Here is a 16,933-nt window from a genome sequence, read left to right as displayed (position 1 = left end):
TGCCATGCCCAACATAAAGTTCCGCGCCAGTTGCCGCACCCTCACCAGCCACGCCGGGCTGTCCATCATCGGGCAATGCTTCGAGATCGCTGGCGTCGACAGCATCGACAGCCGCTTCCCCACCACGCTGGGCATGCGCACCAGTGACGTGATCAAGAGCTACCTGGGCCTGCTGTGTCTGGGCATGAGCGACTATGACGCTGTCGAGAACTTCCGCCGCGACAAGCCCTTCCAACAACTGCTGACCCTGCAGAAGGTGCCGAGTACCGCCACGCTGCGACAGCGGCTGGAGAAACTTGCCGCCAACGACCTGCAGGCGCGCACCGCCACCTGGTCCACGACCCTGCTGTCACTGATCGAAGCACCGATCACCGCCGAGACGACGCACGTCTGCCTGGACATCGACACCTTCGTCATGGACAACAGCAACTCGAAGAAGGAAGGCGTCTCGCGGACCTACCAGAAGGTCGATGGCTACACCCCGATCGCCGCCTATCTGGGCAACGAAGGGTGGTGCCTGGGTCTGGAACTGCGGCCTGGCAAGCAGCACACCATGAAGGAGAGCAACGCCTTCCTGGAGCGGGTACTGCCTCGCGCCCAATGCTTGACCAAGCAACCGATCCTGTTACGCGAGGACAGCGGCTTCGACAGCCAGGCGCTGTGGCCGCAGACCGTCTCGATCCACGACGACAACAAGACCGAATACGTCGTCCAACGCGTGATGCGCCTGGTCGAGCGCACCGCCGATCGCGATGGCCAGTTGCTGCTCGAACCGGACTATGAGTTGGAAGGCTGGTGGACCAGCCTGGACGAGGCGCCGGAGGCGGTGATCAAGCGCTACCAGGCGCATGCCACCCATGAGCAGTTTCACAGCGAGATCAAGACCGATCTCGACCTGGAGCGCTTGCCGTCCGGCAAGTTCGCCACCAACGATCTGATCCTGCATCTCGCCCAGTTGGCCTACAACATCCTGCGCCTGATGGGACAGCTGGGCATGACCGGCGAGCTGAGCCCGGTTCGCCACCCGGCCAAGCGGCGCCGGCTGCGCACCGTGCTACAAGAGCTGGTGCACCGTGCGGCTCTCGTGATTCACAAGGCACGGCAGATCATCCTCGACTTCGGGCAGGATATCGGGCGCATGACGGTGCTCAAGACGCTGCGGAGCCGACTGCGTTATCCACGAGGAACGCCATGCTGACCGTCAATCGGCGACACTCTATCCACAAGCAGTTCCAAGCGACACGCGATCGCCAGATATGTCGTGCCTGGCGGGTGGAAAGGCATGACAAAACGGGCCGTCAGCACCGATCAGCACGGTGGGTTTTGGCAATAACGGGCTTGCGAAAGCCAACTTGCACGGGGCGAATGATCAAAAAGTGCTCGCTGGCGGTGATAGGGAAAGTGTCGGCGCCGGCTTCACGGATTCAGGAGAATGGTTACAGAGAATGCATCAAAACAGGGCGCTGGTCCGGGCCGGTGACAGGTTCTGGGGCGCTAGGTGTTGGGTCGTTTTTCGGGGGCAAGCTCAGAATGTGCCGATTTGTCTCTATAATAATGATAAACAAGAATAAATAAGATGTGGCAAGACTTTTGCTAAATCATATTTGGAGCAATGAAACCCAACCGAAGGTATCCATTATGAAGAAGCAGTTTTTCACCAAATCCGGATTTATCAGTATCACTTTGCTTGCAGCACTTCAGGCTGCGCCCGCCATTGTTAGCGCTGACGTCAGCTCAAATGTGAGCGCCAGCAGCAACTATCTGTTCCGGGGCGTCACCCAGACAGACGGGGCTGCGGCTGTCCAGGGAGGGTTGGATTATGAGCATGCGTCGGGCTTCTACGCCGGTGGTTGGGGTTCCAATGTCGATTTTGGTGACGGCACCAGCTATGAGCTTGATCTTTATGCCGGATTCTCCGGCTCTGTGGAAGAACTGGGTTATGACGTTGGGTACATTTATTATGCGTATCCTGACGCGCCGGACTCCATCGACTTCGGCGAACTGTACGGCGAGATCAGTTATGGCATTGCGGCCATCGGCCTGGCCTACACGATCAACAGCGACACCAGTGGTGATGGGGTGTTCGTGCAGGGGGATGCCTATTACTACGCCTCTGTTGGGGTGCCTCTGGAGGACAGCTACAGTGCCGGTGTGACGCTTGGCTATTACGACTTCGCTGATGACGGCAAGGCTTCTGTCGGCGAGGCAAGTTATTCACACGTCGCCGCCAACGTTACAAAGGATGCGGGAAACTTCGGTTCTTTCAGTGTTAACGTGGAGTACGCGGACATTGAGTCAACCGACGCGCTTGGCTCTGTCAACTCGGATGATCCGAAGTTCTGGCTGGGTTGGAGCAGGAGTTTCTGATCGGCCAAGTGATCACAAGCAATTCAGATCCAGAATAAAAAGCCGGCCCAAATGACGGGCCGGTTTTTATTTATCATGCAAGAACCCACCATCGTGCGCCTGCCTTGACGCCCGGTGACTCGACATCCTCGCCCTTACCTCTGCCCCCCCTGCCGCCAAAGCTCATTTCTTATCCGGTGCCTGAATTTCAAACTGTATTAAAGGTTTGTCTGTAAGGTCGTTCCAGATTCCCACGCAAAAATGCTGACTCACTGACCTCAGTCAAACAGCCAGGATGATACTGAATGAACAAACGATTGTTGTTGTGCGCGATGATAGTTCCGGGAGCCTTGGCCGTCTCTCCTATGGTGTCGGCCCAGGCAAAAGAGAGTGTGTCGCTGAAAGAATATCAGCAGGCCAAAGCCAGCCAGGCTGTTTCCCTGAACCAGGCCATGGTGATGGCTTTCGAGAATAGCCCGGTATTGGCTTTGAGGCGGGCCGCGGTCTCGATACAGCAGGGACAGCTTGATCATGCCAGCCGCTGGGCGCCGAGCAATCCAGAGTTTGAGTTGGGGGCCCGTCAGGCCCCGGATCAGGCCGACGAGTCCCTGGAATATGGGGTGAGGGTTACTCAGGAGATCTGGATGGGTAATCGCGGCGACCTTGGGCAGTCGCGTGCCCGGAGTAATCTCACGTCCCGGCAACAGGAGCTTGAATACCTGAAGGTAGCCACCAAGGCGCGGGTGCGGGCCGCCTATTTCCGGATACTGCTGGCTCAGAAAGAGTTGGAAACCGCAACCCGTGCCGTTGAACTTATGCAACGCACCAAAGACCTGGTTGAAATGTCCGTAAAACAGGGTAAACAAACCCGGATTGATCTCAATACCGCAGTCATTGGGCTTGCCAGGGCCCGGAATCAAAAAGCCTCGGCGGAACAAAAGCTCGAGCAATCAAAAATTGACCTTACCGAAGTGCTCGGGGTGTCCCCCTCCGATGCCGTTGGGGTGACCGGCGAGCTTGATGTGACGCTCGAAGACCTGCCTCCGACCAGCCAGCTTGTCGAGATGGCACAGAGTCAGAGAGCGGACCTGAAAGCGGCGGCCGCCAGAATTGCAGCGGATGAAAATAGTGTTATGTTGAAGGGCGTATAATCACTGTTACGTGTATCTATGAGTAAGCTTGAGAAGACGATACTGATTGTTACGATCGTTTTGGCGGTAGCATATATTGTCGCTTTCAATATGAACGTGCCCTATTATTGGGGTTCGGGAGAAAGGGTAGTCCCAAAGGGAATAGTAGATGCTTTATGGGTAGTAGTGCTATTAATGTCCGTCATCACACTGGCAGTTTGCATTCGTGATAGCGGTCTTCGGAAGCTACAAAACCGAGGTTGGTGGATATCGTACATGGTGCTTTTAGGCGCAGTAGCGATACCTCATTATTACATTAAGCACGGGAGGCGGAGTCGTGATTAAACACGTAACCATACGCACCAGTTCGCGCCCTACCGGGCGCCGGACGCTCGTAAACTCGCGCCGCTGTGCTTAAGCGTTAATGTGTCCCCGTCATGTATAGCTACGAAGAAATAATAAACAGATCAGCGGTAGAGGATGAAATAGTCGTCGGGTATGCCGATGCAATGGAATTGCTTCGTATTCTTAGAGGAAAGACTACGAGAGTCCTTGGATGGGAGGGCTGGGTTAAGTACGCTGACGGAAGTTTAGGTCATTCCCAGGAGCATCAAGGCACCGTTGACCTTTCCCTGAATCCGTGAGACCGGCCCCCGGAAGCACTTCTAACCCACTGACCTGCATGGCAATATAGCCATTATCGCCATTCACCCAGACAGTGCCATGCCCAACATAAAGTTCCGCGCCAGTCGCCGCACCCTCACCAGCCACGCCGGGCTGTCCATCATCGGGCAATGCTTCGAGATCGCTGGCGTCGACAGCATCGACAGCCGCTTCCCCACCACGCTGGGCATGCGCACCAGTGACGTGATCAAGAGCTACCTGGGCCTGCTGTGTCTGGGCATGAGCGACTATGACGCTGTCGAGAACTTCCGCCGCGACAAGCCCTTCCAACAACTGCTGACCCTGCAGAAGGTGCCGAGCGCGGCGACGCTGCGACAGCGGCTGGAGAAACTTGCCGCCAACGACCTGCAGGCGCGCACCGCCACCTGGTCCACGACCCTGCTGTCACTGATCGAAGCACCGATCACCGCCGAGACGACGCACGTCTGCCTGGACATCGACACCTTCGTCATGGACAACAGCAACTCGAAGAAGGAAGGCGTCTCGCGGACCTACCAGAAGGTCGATGGCTACACCCCGATCGCCGCCTATCTGGGCAACGAAGGGTGGTGCCTGGGTCTGGAACTGCGGCCTGGCAAGCAGCACACCATGAAGGAGAGCAACGCCTTCCTGGAGCGGGTACTGCCTCGCGCCCAATGCTTGACCAAGCAACCGATCCTGTTACGCGAGGACAGCGGCTTCGACAGCCAGGCGCACCTGGCGCTTCTCGAACAGCAACGCCAGGTCTTTGCCGACGAGGGGCGCCGGCTCGACTATGTCGTCAAATGGAACCCGCGTGGCTCGGCCACGGCTGATCGAGATACCTGGCTGGCGGTGGCGGCGGACTACTGGGAAGAGCTGCGTCCTGGCAAGCGCCAGGCGCTGTGGACGCAGACCGTCTCGATCCACGACGACAACAAGACCGAATACGTCGTCCAACGCGTGATGCGCCTGGTCGAGCGCACCGCCGATCGCGATGGCCAGTTGCTGCTCGAACCGGACTATGAGTTGGAAGGCTGGTGGACCAGCCTGGACGAGGCGCCGGAGGCGGTGATCAAGCGCTACCAGGCGCATGCCACCCATGAGCAGTTTCACAGCGAGATCAAGACCGATCTCGACCTGGAGCGCTTGCCGTCCGGCAAGTTCGCCACCAACGATCTGATCCTGCATCTCGCCCAGTTGGCCTACAACATCCTGCGCCTGATGGGACAGCTGGGCATGACCGGCGAGCTGAGCCCGGTTCGCCACCCGGCCAAGCGGCGCCGGCTGCGCACCGTGCTACAAGAGTTGGTGCACCGTGCGGCTCTCGTGATTCACAAGGCACGGCAGATCATCCTCGACTTCGGGCAGGATATCGGGCGCATGACGGTGCTCAAGACGCTGCGGAGCCGACTGCGTTATCCACGAGGAACGCCATGCTGACCGTCAATCGGCGACACTCTATCCACAAGCAGTTCCAAGCGACACGCGATCGCCAGATATGTCGTGCCTGGCGGGTGGAAAGGCATGACAAAACGGGCCGTCAGCACCGATCAGCACGGTGGGTTTTGGCAATAACGGGCTTGCGAAAGCCAACTTGCACGGGGCGAATGATCAAAAAGTGCTCGCTGGCGGTGATAGGGAAAGTGTCGGCGCCGGCTTCACGGATTCAGGATTCTGAATACTTGCGTACCCTATTTTTAAATAATGACTTAGCCGAAGGACGCTTGCGGGTAGAAGGCCGCCCGGTGGCGCTTAGCGATATACAAATACCTATTTTCTGTGTTGGCACAGAGTGGGACCATGTCGCACCATGGCGATCCACCTATAGGTTGCACCTTCTTGCAGATGCACCGGAGATTACTTTTTTGCTCACTAGCGGTGGTCATAACGCGGGTATTATTAGTCCCCCTGAACAATCGCATCGGCATTATCGAATAGCCACCGCCTTTGAAGGTGACTCCTATATTGATCCAGACACTTGGCTGGAGCGTACAGCAGTTAAGCCAGGCTCCTGGTGGGGTGCATGGCAATCATGGTTGGCAGCAAGGTCAGGCCCCCTTGTCGAGGCACCTCATGTTGGTTCACAACCCTACCCACCTCTCGAAAACGCCCCAGGCAGCTATGTCAGAAAAGCATAGCTCCTGTATGGCTAGCTTGATGAAGACGCTATTCACATTGTGTTCTTCGAGCCTGGCTATCTAACGAAACTGACCGGCGCCCACTAATATATAGTGGGATCAACCCTATACAATTAGAGAAATAAATAAAAAACACAAACGATAGGTAATAACTTTTAGCGACTTCAGCAACCAAGTAAGTCTTAAGACGAAATCATACAAGCTCCATGTCAAAACCCTATAAAATATTATATACTTACTGCATCACGCCTCAAAGAAACGCTATAAAACAACTTAATAAACTGCAAGCTTTTCATATGATTAAATCAACAATAAAACACTAAAGCCAATATTACTTATCTATCATCCTATGTAACTTTTAGCAGTAGTAAAGCACAATGCTATCACTCCTTTCAGTGGTGCATTGATGTATTTAAAATAGCCTCTACCCACTCTTAAAACTGCCTATTTATTGGTGGCTGAGTTAATTTTAGCTACCAAATAGCGCACTGACACACTCAATGTACTTGCTATGAAAGCTCCTAAAAGTGCTAATGTCATATCCTTCTGCGCATCCCACATATCTCCCTGGGCACCTAGGTATGACTCCCCCAATTCCCCCGGGAAGAGCACAACCGCCAACCACTCTACAATCTCATAAAATGCCGAATGGGATAAAATCATCAATATAGGTAGTAAACGGCATAAAACTGTCTCATATAGAAATAGCCCTTTCGTAAGATCCTTCATCAATGGAAATAGGAGCAGCCCATAAAGAAAATGCACCCATCGGTCGTACTGATTACGTTCGAAGCCAAACCAGTGATCCAAAGAAAACCCAAACAGGGTTTTCAACCACTGGTCATAGGGCACTTCCGAATAGGTATAGTGAGCGCCAATTTCATGAAATACTAAAAAGAGAAAAATACTTAACCATGCCAGAGGCGAGACGCCTCCCTGATACCACATCCAACCCAACACGGGCACCGCTACAAAGACCAGTATATTCTCAAGTAGCCAATCCGATCGATAATGAGGCGATATGGCTAGCCATAGCCAAAACAATATGAAGCCAATAAACAGCCATACAGGAAATGGATCAAGCGTTAGTAGCCGAGCACGTACTTGCTTAATCCTAGACACACTCCCCTACCTCTGTTTATTGATTTAACCAGCCTGTTCGGTGCATCACTATTTTTTCGACTTCCAATATAGCCATCATCACCATGCCGACGCTGATGATTAATACCCCATCCAAAACCGCTAACGGACGCGTATCGAAAAGGGCATTCATAGCAGGCCAGTAGGTAAACATCGCCTGAGCAACTACTACCACAGCGACAGCAGACAGCACAGCGGGAGTGCCCAGTAACCCCTGCCAACTAAATGAGGTGTAGTGTAGATAGCGCACATTAAATAGATAGAAAATTTCCAATACGACGATCAAATTGACCACCAAGGTGCGAGCCATCGGCAGCTCATCCCCACGCCCCAGTGAGTAAAAAAATACGCCCAGCACCGCTGCTAGAAAAAGGAACGAAACAAGCGCTACCCGCCAGATCAGAAAAGGTGTCAGCAATCCTTGGTTGGCGGGCCTAGGGCGGCGCTGCATGACATTGGGCTCTGCTGGCTCGAATGCTAGTGCTAGGCCAAGGGTGCCCGCCGTAACCAGATTAATCCACAAAATCTGCACCGCAGACATCGGCATTGAGAAGTTAAACAGGATAGCGGCAATGACCGCCAATACCTCGCCGCCATTAGTGGGTAGAGTCCACGCGGTTACTTTGCGGATATTGTCATAGACAACTCGCCCTTCATTCACCGCAGCGACGATGGAGGCGAAGTTATCATCCAGTAAGACCATCTGGGAGGCCTCCTTCGCCGCATCAGTCCCTTTATGGCCCATGCCAACACCGACATTTGCCTGCTTCAACGACGGCGCATCATTAACGCCATCACCGGTCATGGCCACGATCGCCCCCGTCGACTGCAAGGCACGAACGATACGCAGTTTATGTTCAGGGTTGGTCCGCGCAAACACGCTGGCTTCGGTCACGATAGCAGGCAGGTCAGTGTCTGAAATGTCATCGAGTTCACGCCCCGTCAGGACGTGTGGATCCTCTCCAAATCCTAGCTGCCGAGCAATCGCCGCTGCCGTTTCAGCGTGATCACCGGTAATCATTTTCACCGCAATACCCGCGGAGTGACACTCTTTAATAGCGGCCACCGCCTCCTCGCGCGGGGGATCGATAAACCCTATTAGGCCAATGAAGACGAGCCCATCCAGGTCGGAAAAAGCCAGCTTATCAGCATCTGGAGCTACTGCTTTAACGGCAAAGCCGAGTATTCGCTCTCCCTGGGCGGCTGCGTTCGCAACCTTGGCGCCCCAGGCGTCTTGGTCTAGCGCGGCCGTCCCTTCACCATCTATCTGGGCGACACATCGCTGCAGTAGTTCATCGGGAGCGCCCTTGACAAAAATCCGACCATCGCCTGCTGAATGGCGATTAAGCGTGGCCATTAAGCGATGCTTAGCATCAAAGGGGATCTCATCAAGCCGCGGCCATTCATGGTGGGTTAGCTCCGGCTCCAAACCAGCTTTCATCGCCAACGCCACCAGCGCCCCTTCCATAGGATCACCTATCACATGCCAGGCACCATTTTCCTGGTTCAACTGGGCATCGTTGCACAGCACTCCCGATAGCACTAAACAACTACTCTCTAGCCGCTGTTTATGCGCAGCAGTGTCATCTGTAGAAGCAGCTTCCAGCCGCCCTTCCGGCCCATAACCCGAGCCTGTCACCGTGTACCGACCATGAGGGATTTCCAGCCGTCGCACCGTCATCTCGTTACGCGTCAAGGTGCCGGTCTTGTCTGAACAGATAACTGAAGTAGCGCCTAGTGTTTCCACCGCCGGTAGCTGCCGGATCGCTGCATGACGACGCGCCATGCGCTGTACGCCGATAGCCAATGTAATGGTGATGACCGCTGGCAAGCCTTCAGGAATAGCCCCCACCGCCAGGGCAACGACAGCTATCAGCGCGTCCGGCCAAGCATAGCCACGTACCAATACCGCAAAGGCAAATAGTAAGGCCGCCACCGCCAGGGTGATCCAGGTAAACCACACCCCAAAATGGTTAATCTGGCGCAGCAGCGGTGTGGTCAATGGTTGTACTTCACGCAGCAAAGCACTGATGCGCCCGATTTCCGTAGCGCCGCCCGTTGCCACAACGACACCGATCGCCTGCCCGGTAGCCACCAGCGTCCCGGAATAGGCCATTGAGTGCCGGTCACCCAATGCAGCGTCCTTGGGCGCTGGTGTTTCCCGCTTTTCTGCCGCCACCGACTCGCCCGTCAGAATGGCCTCTTCGATACGCAAAGCACTCGTACGAATAAGCCGCAGATCAGCAGGTACCCGATCCCCTGGCTCAAGTGACACGATATCTCCAAGTACAATCTCTTCCACGGGCACCTTGACTCGCCTTCCCTCTCTTACCAGATAGGCATGGGGAGCGATAAGATTGTGGATCGCACTCAGCGCCTTTTCGGCCTTACCTTCCTGAATAAATCCAACCAGGGCATTGACCAAAACCACCGCCGAAATAACCGCAGAGTCAACGAAATGCCCTAGCAGCAAAGCGGCAAGCGCTGCCGCCAACAGAAAATAGATCAATGCGTTATGAAACTGGGCAAGAAGACGAAACAAGGGATGTCGACCGGCCACTTTCGGTAATTGATTGTGTCCGTACGTAGCCAAGCGCCTAGTCGCTTCGCCTGCTGTCAGACCCGATGATGAAGTCTTAAAGTCCGCAAGGACCTTATCAGCATGCCTAGCATGAACTCCCAAAGACGAGTTATCTAATAACAAACTGGTATCGGCAGTAGGCGTTTCCATCCTGACTCCCTGGCAGAAGCGACGAAGGGGAATAAGCGAGCACCATTACAACTTGAGCGTGACTGTCACAATATTCATTTCATCACTGGCTGGATAAACCACAAAACCAAACCCTTTTGCCATTTCTCGCATAACATGATGTACTCACAAGCCATTGGCAAGTAGCTGCTAAAGGCCGGTATCACGGGTATGGCATCCAGCAAAGTGATCGTGGTGCGGGAAAAAAAGTACCCAACTTACGAATCGACATCGAACATCTCAGATGCTGGTGGTGTCTCCATCACCAATACTGCAGCGCCGGTTAATTTGCCTTCCCTGAGATCCTTAAGCGCGTCATTAGCGGCGTGGAGCGGATAGCAGGTTGTGCTAGTTTGAATTGTCGCTTGGGAGGCCAATGATAAAAATGCCCTACCGTCCTGGCGAGTCAGATTGGCTACCGAGCGCAATTGCCGCTCTCCCCAAAGCAGCGCATACGGGAAAGAGGGAATGTCACTCATATGTATACCGCCACAGACAACGACTCCCCCTTTGCGCACAGCACGAAGCGCAAGGGGTACCAGCTCTCCTACAGGTGCGAAAATGATAGCTGCATCCAGTGGCGCTTCCGGCAACTGTTCAGAGCTACCTACCCATGTCGCCCCCAGGTGCTGCGCAAATCGCTGAGACGCCTCATCCCCTGGGCGAGTAAAGGCGTACACTTCCATGCCCTGCCATTTTGCGACCTGGGCCACAATATGTGCCGCCGCGCCAAAGCCATAAATACCGAGACGCTGCAGGTCATCGCCACACATAACCAGAGAACGATAGCCAATCAGGCCAGCACACATCAGTGGTGCTGCTTCTGCAGCGCTATAGTGGGAACTGATAGAAAAGCAGAAGCGATGATCCGCTAAGGTATATTCAGCAAAACCACCATCTATCTGGTACCCGGTAAAACGCGCCTGATCACAAAGGTTCTCCTTCCCGTGCAAACAGTAGCGGCATTCACCGCAACTATACCCTAGCCAAGGAACGCCCAGGCGTACTCCCTTCTCTAGCACTACATCAGGGCCACACTTAACAACACGACCTATAATTTCGTGCCCAGGAACAATCGGATAACGGATGTCCGGCAGCTCTCCGTCAAGCAGATGCAGGTCAGTGCGACACACGGCGCACGCTTCAACTTTCAGCAGTACCTGCCCCTTTCCCGGCGTAGGAATGGGCCTTTCCTGACATTGCAACGATCCACCCTGTTGCTCAAGCACCATGACCTTCATGCGACGTCCCTAAACCCCGTAAACACTAGTTTTCGTTACCCTTTTCTTAGCTGGTTTCGTATGCTGCTTTGTGTACAAACCAATCCTTTGCTCACAGTCACTACTAGAAAGCTATGGACAGTTATAGCGTAAAGTCCCTTGAAGGGAAGCTCATCAAGCAAATAAAATCATTTATTCATAATAATATTGATCTAGCGCAATCAACCTGTCTCGGCAACGACCACTTTTTCAAAAAAGCCAACTCAGCATAAGGACTTAAAACAACACCTTATCATTCACGGAAAAACAGCTTATTAAATACAGCCATGACATTAGAGGCGAATATTTTAAAACGCTCCTGCATTTAAAATACCAGCCTATAGTGAGACATATTTCATAGAACCTTAACAACCGAGCTGTTTTGGGAAGAGAGCATGAATCATTGCCATTAATGACTAAAACTTTATCCTTACAGGCTAATCAAGCCTTAACTATTTAATCTGACAGTTTATAACAACCATGCACGCATAAAAAAACAAAGCTATAAAGCTGACGAAGGTCAAGTTTTTGTGCACCTATGTCATTTATACTATTTGAAAGATATGACCGGGGCTCTAGCTAACTGCTTGTATAGGCATAATAAAACGTCAGTGTCGGCTGGCTGGTAAAAACATAAAATATTACAACACCATTAAAGCCTTCTATACGGCCTTACCTTCAGAGAGGACAAAAAAATGGTAACGTCAGATCTTACAAAACAGCCTTTGAAAGCATCCGTCACAGAAAACTTGCTCGTTTTATGGTCTCAACCTTGGATGGAATCCACTACCACAGCGATCAAGTTGCAGCAAATTTGGCTAGAGACACTGAATGACGCAACGCGTCACGAACTCGATTTCTTTGCAACCGTGGCGGTTTCCTGCAACAAGCTGACAAGCTGCATGCTGGGTCTTGAGGGCCTGCTAACGCCGTCATCTATGCTGTCCTGCTATCACGAAATCACTAGTGATATGACAGAAGCGACGTTAAAACGTGTGCATAAGGTATCAAAGCTCAGTGATGATCTAAGAGAGCGCATTTGGTGTGAAATCTAAAAATTCTGCGAGGATCACGCGACTATTTCTAAAGGACTAACCTGAGATAGGACAAGGGCATGACGGTTGAAACCATTAAAGACATACTGGAACTGACCCGGCGGTTGCATGCCAACCTAGCCGATAAACTGAAGCGCGCCGCCAGGGACACCCAGCATGAAAAACTGCGCATGTTACTTGACTATCTTTCCCAACATGAACAAGAGCTTAGCCGGGTTATAGCGCTGAGCGAGGAAGATGCAGAGAAAGCCGCGCTCCAAACTTGGTGTGCAGAATACTTTGACAAGTACCCTTTCAAGCTTGAAACACTGGGTAATTTAGACTTTGCCAACATGAGCACCGACGATGTCCTGCGCTCTTTGCTAGCAGTACATGATCGTATTATTGATCTCTATCGCTATTTATCGACGCGGGCTGAAGTCTCGTCCACCGAGGAATTATTGAATGGCCTCCTCGCTTTAGAACAACACGAAATCATGCGCATGATACGAGACGCGGAAAAGTTGGAAGATCTTTAGTCACAGCGACAAGTTCTAGCGCTCATGCTGTTTGACCTTACTCAGAAATCCGTGATGGTGTAACGCCACCGTCGGCCCGATTAAAACAGGTTTGAGCGTAACGCGAGCTGTACCAAGTGTATTAGAGGCCATATTCCGCTCAATAGAGCAACTTACTAACCAACATTAACGGGTACATTATGTCTACTCAAGATAGAAAGGCCTTGCTAGACAGCCTACGGTTAGAGCTCAAAGCCCGCATCCATCACTACGAAGACCACCAGCATCGAAGCAGTGGCGCTCTGAATAAGGATCTCGATGATCAGGCGCTAGAGGTTCAAAACGACGAAGTGGTCGCACGGCTGGAGGAAGAAGCCAGGGTAGAACTGGTTCAGACAGAACGCGCTTTGGAACGTATCGCTGCCCAGGTCGGAGACCGTTGCGAGGAATGTGGCAACCCCATTGAACCAGAACGTCTCGAGGCCTTGCCCTACACGACCCGCTGTAAAAGCTGCGCCGACCTGTAACAATGGCAAAATCTCCTTCAGTAGGGCCTTCTAGGAAGCTGCATTGAGGTTAGAATGGACAAACGTTATCAAGCATTTATCCTCTTTTTTATTTTTGTCTTTGTTTTTATCCTGTTCGCTCAGGATTTCATTGCGGCGGGGCGTTCCTACGAACCCATTCCCTATTCCGAATTTCGTCATCATCTTGAGCAAGGCATCATCAACACCTTGGACGTTAGTTCCGATAGGATCAAAGGCACCTACAATGCGCCGCTCTCCGACGGTACTGCTGGCTTTACCACCTATCGCATCGACCCGACCTTGGCCAATGACCTAGCCCAATACGATGTCACTTTCAATGGTGCGCCTAGTGAGTCATGGCTGACCTCTCTGCTTTCTTGGCTCTTGCCGTTCCTGCTCGTATTCGCTATCTGGGGATTTTTCCTGCGCCGTATGGTATCAAGTCAGGGAGGCCTCAGCAGCATGATGACACTGGGCAAATCGAAAGCCCGTGTTTATGTTGAGACCGAAACCAAGGTGACCTTCGCCGACGTGGCTGGCATTGACGAAGCCAAGGATGAACTCAAGGAAGTAGTGGCCTTTTTGCGCGACCCACAGCGTTATGGTCGCCTGGGGGCTCACGTGCCGAAGGGCATCCTTCTGGTTGGCCCTCCTGGCACTGGCAAAACGCTGCTGGCCCGTGCCGTGGCTGGCGAAGCTGGCGTTCCCTTCTTTTCGATTTCAGGGTCCGAGTTCGTAGAGATGTTCGTCGGCGTGGGGGCAGCCCGAGTTAGAGACCTCTTTGAGCAAGCAGCAAAAGCCACGCCGTGCATCATTTTTATTGATGAGCTGGATGCACTCGGCGGCGCCCGAGGGCTTGGTATGCTCGGTGGCGGTCATGACGAAAAGGAACAGACCCTCAACCAGCTACTAACTGAGCTAGATGGCTTTGATACATCATCTGGGATTGTACTTCTGGCCGCGACTAACCGACCCGAGATCCTTGATCCCGCCCTGCTGCGTGCAGGACGCTTCGACCGTCAGGTTTTGGTCGATCGCCCCGAGCGTCGCGGACGTATTGCCATTCTCAATGTACATCTAAAACACCTCAACAAGTTGGCGTCTGATGTCGATGCCGAGCAGATAGCCGCCTTGACCCCAGGGTTTACCGGTGCTGATCTAGCCAACTTGGTCAATGAAGCGGCTCTGCTAGCCACGCGCCGTGATGCCGATGCGGTGACATTAAGCGACTTTACACTCGCCGTGGAACGCATCGTTGCCGGTCTGGAGAAGAAAAGCCGTGTGCTTAATGAACATGAGCGACGCGTAGTAGCGCATCACGAAATGGGCCATGCTCTCGTCGCCGCTTCGTTGCCTGGAATGGACCCCGTACACAAAATCTCTATCATTCCACGTGGGGTTGGCGCCTTGGGCTATACAATCCAGCGCCCAACAGAGGAGCGTTTCCTGCAAACGGTTGCCGACCTAAAGAGTCGCATGGCAGTGCTGATGGGCGGCCGAGCCGCCGAACGCATGATTTTCAACGAAATCTCCACTGGAGCGGCTGATGATCTGGCCAAGGTGACCGATATTGCCCGTAGCATGGTCACCCGATTCGGAATGAGTGAGGAAGGCGGACAAGTCATTTATGAGGAAGACCGACAAGCATTTCTAGGCGACAAATTTGGGCTTGCAAAGCCCAAGACCTACTCCGAGGAAACAGCCCGTGAAATCGATACTGCCATACGCAGACTGGTCGACGACGCTTTTGATAAAGCCACCCAGATACTGACCCGCCGTCGCAAGGTACTGGAGACCGGTGCCGCTATGCTGCTAGAGCGCGAGACGCTGACCGCCCAAGATTTTCCGCCCATCGGGGAAGTAGCAGAAATAGCTGACAGGCCAGCGACGGATCGAATATAAAGCACTCTTGACCCATAGGTACGATAGGCTCGACTAAAAAAACATAATGACTACTTTGGCTAACCTATTATAGCAAAGTGTGGATTTATTGATAATGGTCACTATAAGACGAGGATAGGCACTTTAAAATAACAAAAGTGGTATCTAGTCGGTCAACGGACATTCGCTAAATGAATGTTTCGCCCCTTAGCCCGAACAAGTATGGAGTGATTCGTGGAGTTCAAGGATTATTATCAAATACTTGGGATCGATAGAGCTACCGCCATCCCCGACATCAAGAAGGCCTATCGCAAGCTGGCGCGAAAGTATCATCCTGATATTAGCAAGGAGCCCGATGCTGCCCTGCGTATGCAGGAAATCAATGAGGCTAAGGCGGTGCTTACCGATCCCGAGAAACGTGCGGCTTACGACCAACTGGGAGAGCATTATCGTGCTGGGCAGGAGTTCCGACCGCCGCCAGATTGGGATGCAGGTTTCGAGTTCTCGGGCAGAAATTACGAAGATGTCGACCTTGGAGAGTTCAGTGACTTCTTCACCGATCTGTTTAGCCATGTTGGTCGGCGAAGCTCTAGGTCACATCACCATATGCGTGGATTGGATCGTCATGCGAAAGTTTTCATCGACTTGCGTGACGCCTATGACGGTGCAACACGCGCGGTGACTTTGCATGCACCACAGACTGATCCACAAGGAAATGTCTACCTTCAGCAGCACAATCTCCAGGTGCGCATTCCTAAGGGCATCACTGAAGGTCAACATATCCGCTTAGTGGGACAGGGCCACCCTGGTGCAGGTGGGGGCGAGTCCGGCGACCTTTATCTGGAAATACACTTTACACCGAACCCCGACTATCGCGTGGAAGGCAAAGATGTGTTCGCAACCCTGCTGGTTGCACCTTGGGAGGCAGCTCTCGGCACATCTCTCACGATGCCCACACCCTCTGGACACGTTCAACTGAAAGTGCCCAAAGGTTCCCAAAGCGGTAGAAAGTTACGATTGAAAGGCCGAGGTATTCCCAGTTCTGAGCCTGGTGATCTCTATTTCGTCCTGAACGTGGTACTACCTCCGGCCAATACCGAGAAGGCACGCCAACTGTATGAAAGTATGGCTCGTGACATACCATTCAACCCGCGTCAAAAGAGGTAGATCATGGTTGAAAACAACATAGTCGATGGTGAAATACTCGACGAAGCTACCCTTACACTGGAAGAATTCGCGCATGCATGCGCCGTAGAAAGGCAATGGGTGAAAGAGCGGGTCGAGAGCGGCATGCTCGGCGATGGAACTCACTACGTCTCTCAATGGCGATTCACCAGCTACGATCTTATTCGGGCTCGCCGCCTTCGCCAAATGGAGTACGATTTCGATGCTGTCCCAGAGCTAGCCGCTCTGGTCGCCGACTTGTTTGAGGAGATTGAGCGACTAAAAGGACGGCTCAGAGCGGCAGGACTGCCCTTCCATTAAGTCGCTAGTCCATGGCCACTTATAGAGCTGACCCTATTGCTTGATGAATGCTGCATTGATGTACGTTGCCGTTGATCCAAC

At 53.0% G+C, this 16,933-nt stretch carries 14 protein-coding genes; 11 read left to right on the top strand and 3 right to left on the bottom strand.

Annotated elements, in window-relative coordinates; all coding sequences use genetic code 11:
* Positions 1-4: 4 nt before the first annotated feature.
* The 5 genes from ACXUPB_RS09840 to ACXUPB_RS09820 all read left to right on the top strand — a co-directional run bounded on the left by ACXUPB_RS09840 (position 5) and on the right by ACXUPB_RS09820 (position 6,259).
* A complete protein-coding gene (locus tag ACXUPB_RS09840) occupies positions 5-1,198 on the top strand; it encodes a transposase (protein WP_472954664.1) in 1,194 nt (397 codons plus the stop codon).
* 440 nt (positions 1,199-1,638) lie between these two features.
* Positions 1,639-2,367 (top strand): TorF family putative porin, encoded by a 729-nt coding sequence (locus tag ACXUPB_RS09835; RefSeq protein WP_062363658.1) that lies wholly within the window; start codon positions 1,639-1,641, stop codon positions 2,365-2,367.
* 284 nt (positions 2,368-2,651) lie between these two features.
* Positions 2,652-3,497 carry a TolC family protein gene (locus ACXUPB_RS09830; protein WP_197746125.1) on the top strand — a complete coding sequence of 282 codons (846 nt, stop codon included), beginning with the start codon at positions 2,652-2,654 and terminating at the stop codon, positions 3,495-3,497.
* A 702-nt stretch (positions 3,498-4,199) separates the two neighbouring features.
* Positions 4,200-5,561 carry an IS1380 family transposase gene (locus ACXUPB_RS09825; RefSeq protein WP_074210231.1) on the top strand — a complete coding sequence of 454 codons (1,362 nt, stop codon included), beginning with the start codon at positions 4,200-4,202 and terminating at the stop codon, positions 5,559-5,561.
* 242 nt (positions 5,562-5,803) lie between these two features.
* Positions 5,804-6,259, top strand: coding sequence for a hypothetical protein (locus ACXUPB_RS09820; RefSeq protein ID WP_472956447.1), 456 nt, complete (start codon positions 5,804-5,806; stop codon positions 6,257-6,259).
* 444 nt (positions 6,260-6,703) lie between these two features.
* Here the strand turns inward: ACXUPB_RS09820 and ACXUPB_RS09815 are convergent, their stop codons facing one another.
* The 3 genes from ACXUPB_RS09815 to ACXUPB_RS09805 form a co-directional block, all read right to left on the bottom strand.
* A complete protein-coding gene (locus tag ACXUPB_RS09815) occupies positions 6,704-7,381 on the bottom strand; it encodes a DUF2238 domain-containing protein (protein ID WP_179917242.1) in 678 nt (225 codons plus the stop codon).
* Positions 7,382-7,397: 16 nt separating this feature from the next.
* Entirely contained in the window at positions 7,398-10,130 is a 2,733-nt protein-coding gene (locus tag ACXUPB_RS09810; protein WP_179917243.1) for an HAD-IC family P-type ATPase, read from the bottom strand.
* Positions 10,131-10,366: 236 nt separating this feature from the next.
* On the bottom strand, positions 10,367-11,389 hold the full coding sequence (locus tag ACXUPB_RS09805) for a zinc-dependent alcohol dehydrogenase family protein (RefSeq protein ID WP_472956446.1): 1,023 nt from the start codon (positions 11,387-11,389) through the stop codon (positions 10,367-10,369).
* Between the two features lie 713 nt (positions 11,390-12,102).
* Between ACXUPB_RS09805 and ACXUPB_RS09800 the strand changes: the two genes are divergently transcribed.
* The 6 genes from ACXUPB_RS09800 to ACXUPB_RS09775 all read left to right on the top strand — a co-directional run bounded on the left by ACXUPB_RS09800 (position 12,103) and on the right by ACXUPB_RS09775 (position 16,852).
* Entirely contained in the window at positions 12,103-12,462 is a 360-nt protein-coding gene (locus tag ACXUPB_RS09800) for a hypothetical protein (RefSeq protein WP_472956445.1), read from the top strand.
* Between the two features lie 59 nt (positions 12,463-12,521).
* Positions 12,522-12,980, top strand: a complete 459-nt coding sequence (locus tag ACXUPB_RS09795; RefSeq protein ID WP_472956444.1) for a hypothetical protein — start codon at positions 12,522-12,524, stop codon at positions 12,978-12,980.
* 179 nt (positions 12,981-13,159) lie between these two features.
* A complete protein-coding gene (locus tag ACXUPB_RS09790; protein WP_472956442.1) occupies positions 13,160-13,486 on the top strand; it encodes a TraR/DksA family transcriptional regulator in 327 nt (108 codons plus the stop codon).
* 54 nt (positions 13,487-13,540) lie between these two features.
* The gene (gene ftsH / locus ACXUPB_RS09785; RefSeq protein WP_179917248.1) at positions 13,541-15,388 is read left to right on the top strand and encodes an ATP-dependent zinc metalloprotease FtsH; all 1,848 of its coding nucleotides are present in this window, start codon (positions 13,541-13,543) and stop codon (positions 15,386-15,388) included.
* 213 nt (positions 15,389-15,601) lie between these two features.
* A complete protein-coding gene (locus ACXUPB_RS09780; protein WP_179917249.1) occupies positions 15,602-16,534 on the top strand; it encodes a DnaJ C-terminal domain-containing protein in 933 nt (310 codons plus the stop codon).
* A 3-nt stretch (positions 16,535-16,537) separates the two neighbouring features.
* Positions 16,538-16,852: a chaperone modulator CbpM gene (locus ACXUPB_RS09775; protein WP_179917250.1), complete on the top strand. Its 315-nt coding sequence runs from the start codon at positions 16,538-16,540 to the stop codon at positions 16,850-16,852.
* The last annotated feature ends 81 nt before the right edge of the window (positions 16,853-16,933 follow it).

The sequence above is a fragment of the Vreelandella sp. DA03-1M genome (assembly GCF_055725665.1).
Note: the sequence above shows the minus strand (reverse complement) of the source record. Positions and strands in the feature narration are given on the sequence as shown.

Coding starts and splice junctions, on each gene's coding strand:
- ACXUPB_RS09840 (WP_472954664.1), top strand. CDS start 5: ATGCCCAACATAAAGTTCCGCGCCAGTTGCCGCACCCTCACCAGCCAC.
- ACXUPB_RS09835 (WP_062363658.1), top strand. CDS start 1,639: ATGAAGAAGCAGTTTTTCACCAAATCCGGATTTATCAGTATCACTTTG.
- ACXUPB_RS09830 (WP_197746125.1), top strand. CDS start 2,652: ATGAACAAACGATTGTTGTTGTGCGCGATGATAGTTCCGGGAGCCTTG.
- ACXUPB_RS09825 (WP_074210231.1), top strand. CDS start 4,200: ATGCCCAACATAAAGTTCCGCGCCAGTCGCCGCACCCTCACCAGCCAC.
- ACXUPB_RS09810 (WP_179917243.1), bottom strand. CDS start 10,130: ATGGAAACGCCTACTGCCGATACCAGTTTGTTATTAGATAACTCGTCT.
- ACXUPB_RS09805 (WP_472956446.1), bottom strand. CDS start 11,389: ATGAAGGTCATGGTGCTTGAGCAACAGGGTGGATCGTTGCAATGTCAG.
- ACXUPB_RS09800 (WP_472956445.1), top strand. CDS start 12,103: ATGGTAACGTCAGATCTTACAAAACAGCCTTTGAAAGCATCCGTCACA.
- ACXUPB_RS09795 (WP_472956444.1), top strand. CDS start 12,522: ATGACGGTTGAAACCATTAAAGACATACTGGAACTGACCCGGCGGTTG.
- ACXUPB_RS09790 (WP_472956442.1), top strand. CDS start 13,160: ATGTCTACTCAAGATAGAAAGGCCTTGCTAGACAGCCTACGGTTAGAG.
- ftsH (WP_179917248.1), top strand. CDS start 13,541: ATGGACAAACGTTATCAAGCATTTATCCTCTTTTTTATTTTTGTCTTT.
- ACXUPB_RS09775 (WP_179917250.1), top strand. CDS start 16,538: ATGGTTGAAAACAACATAGTCGATGGTGAAATACTCGACGAAGCTACC.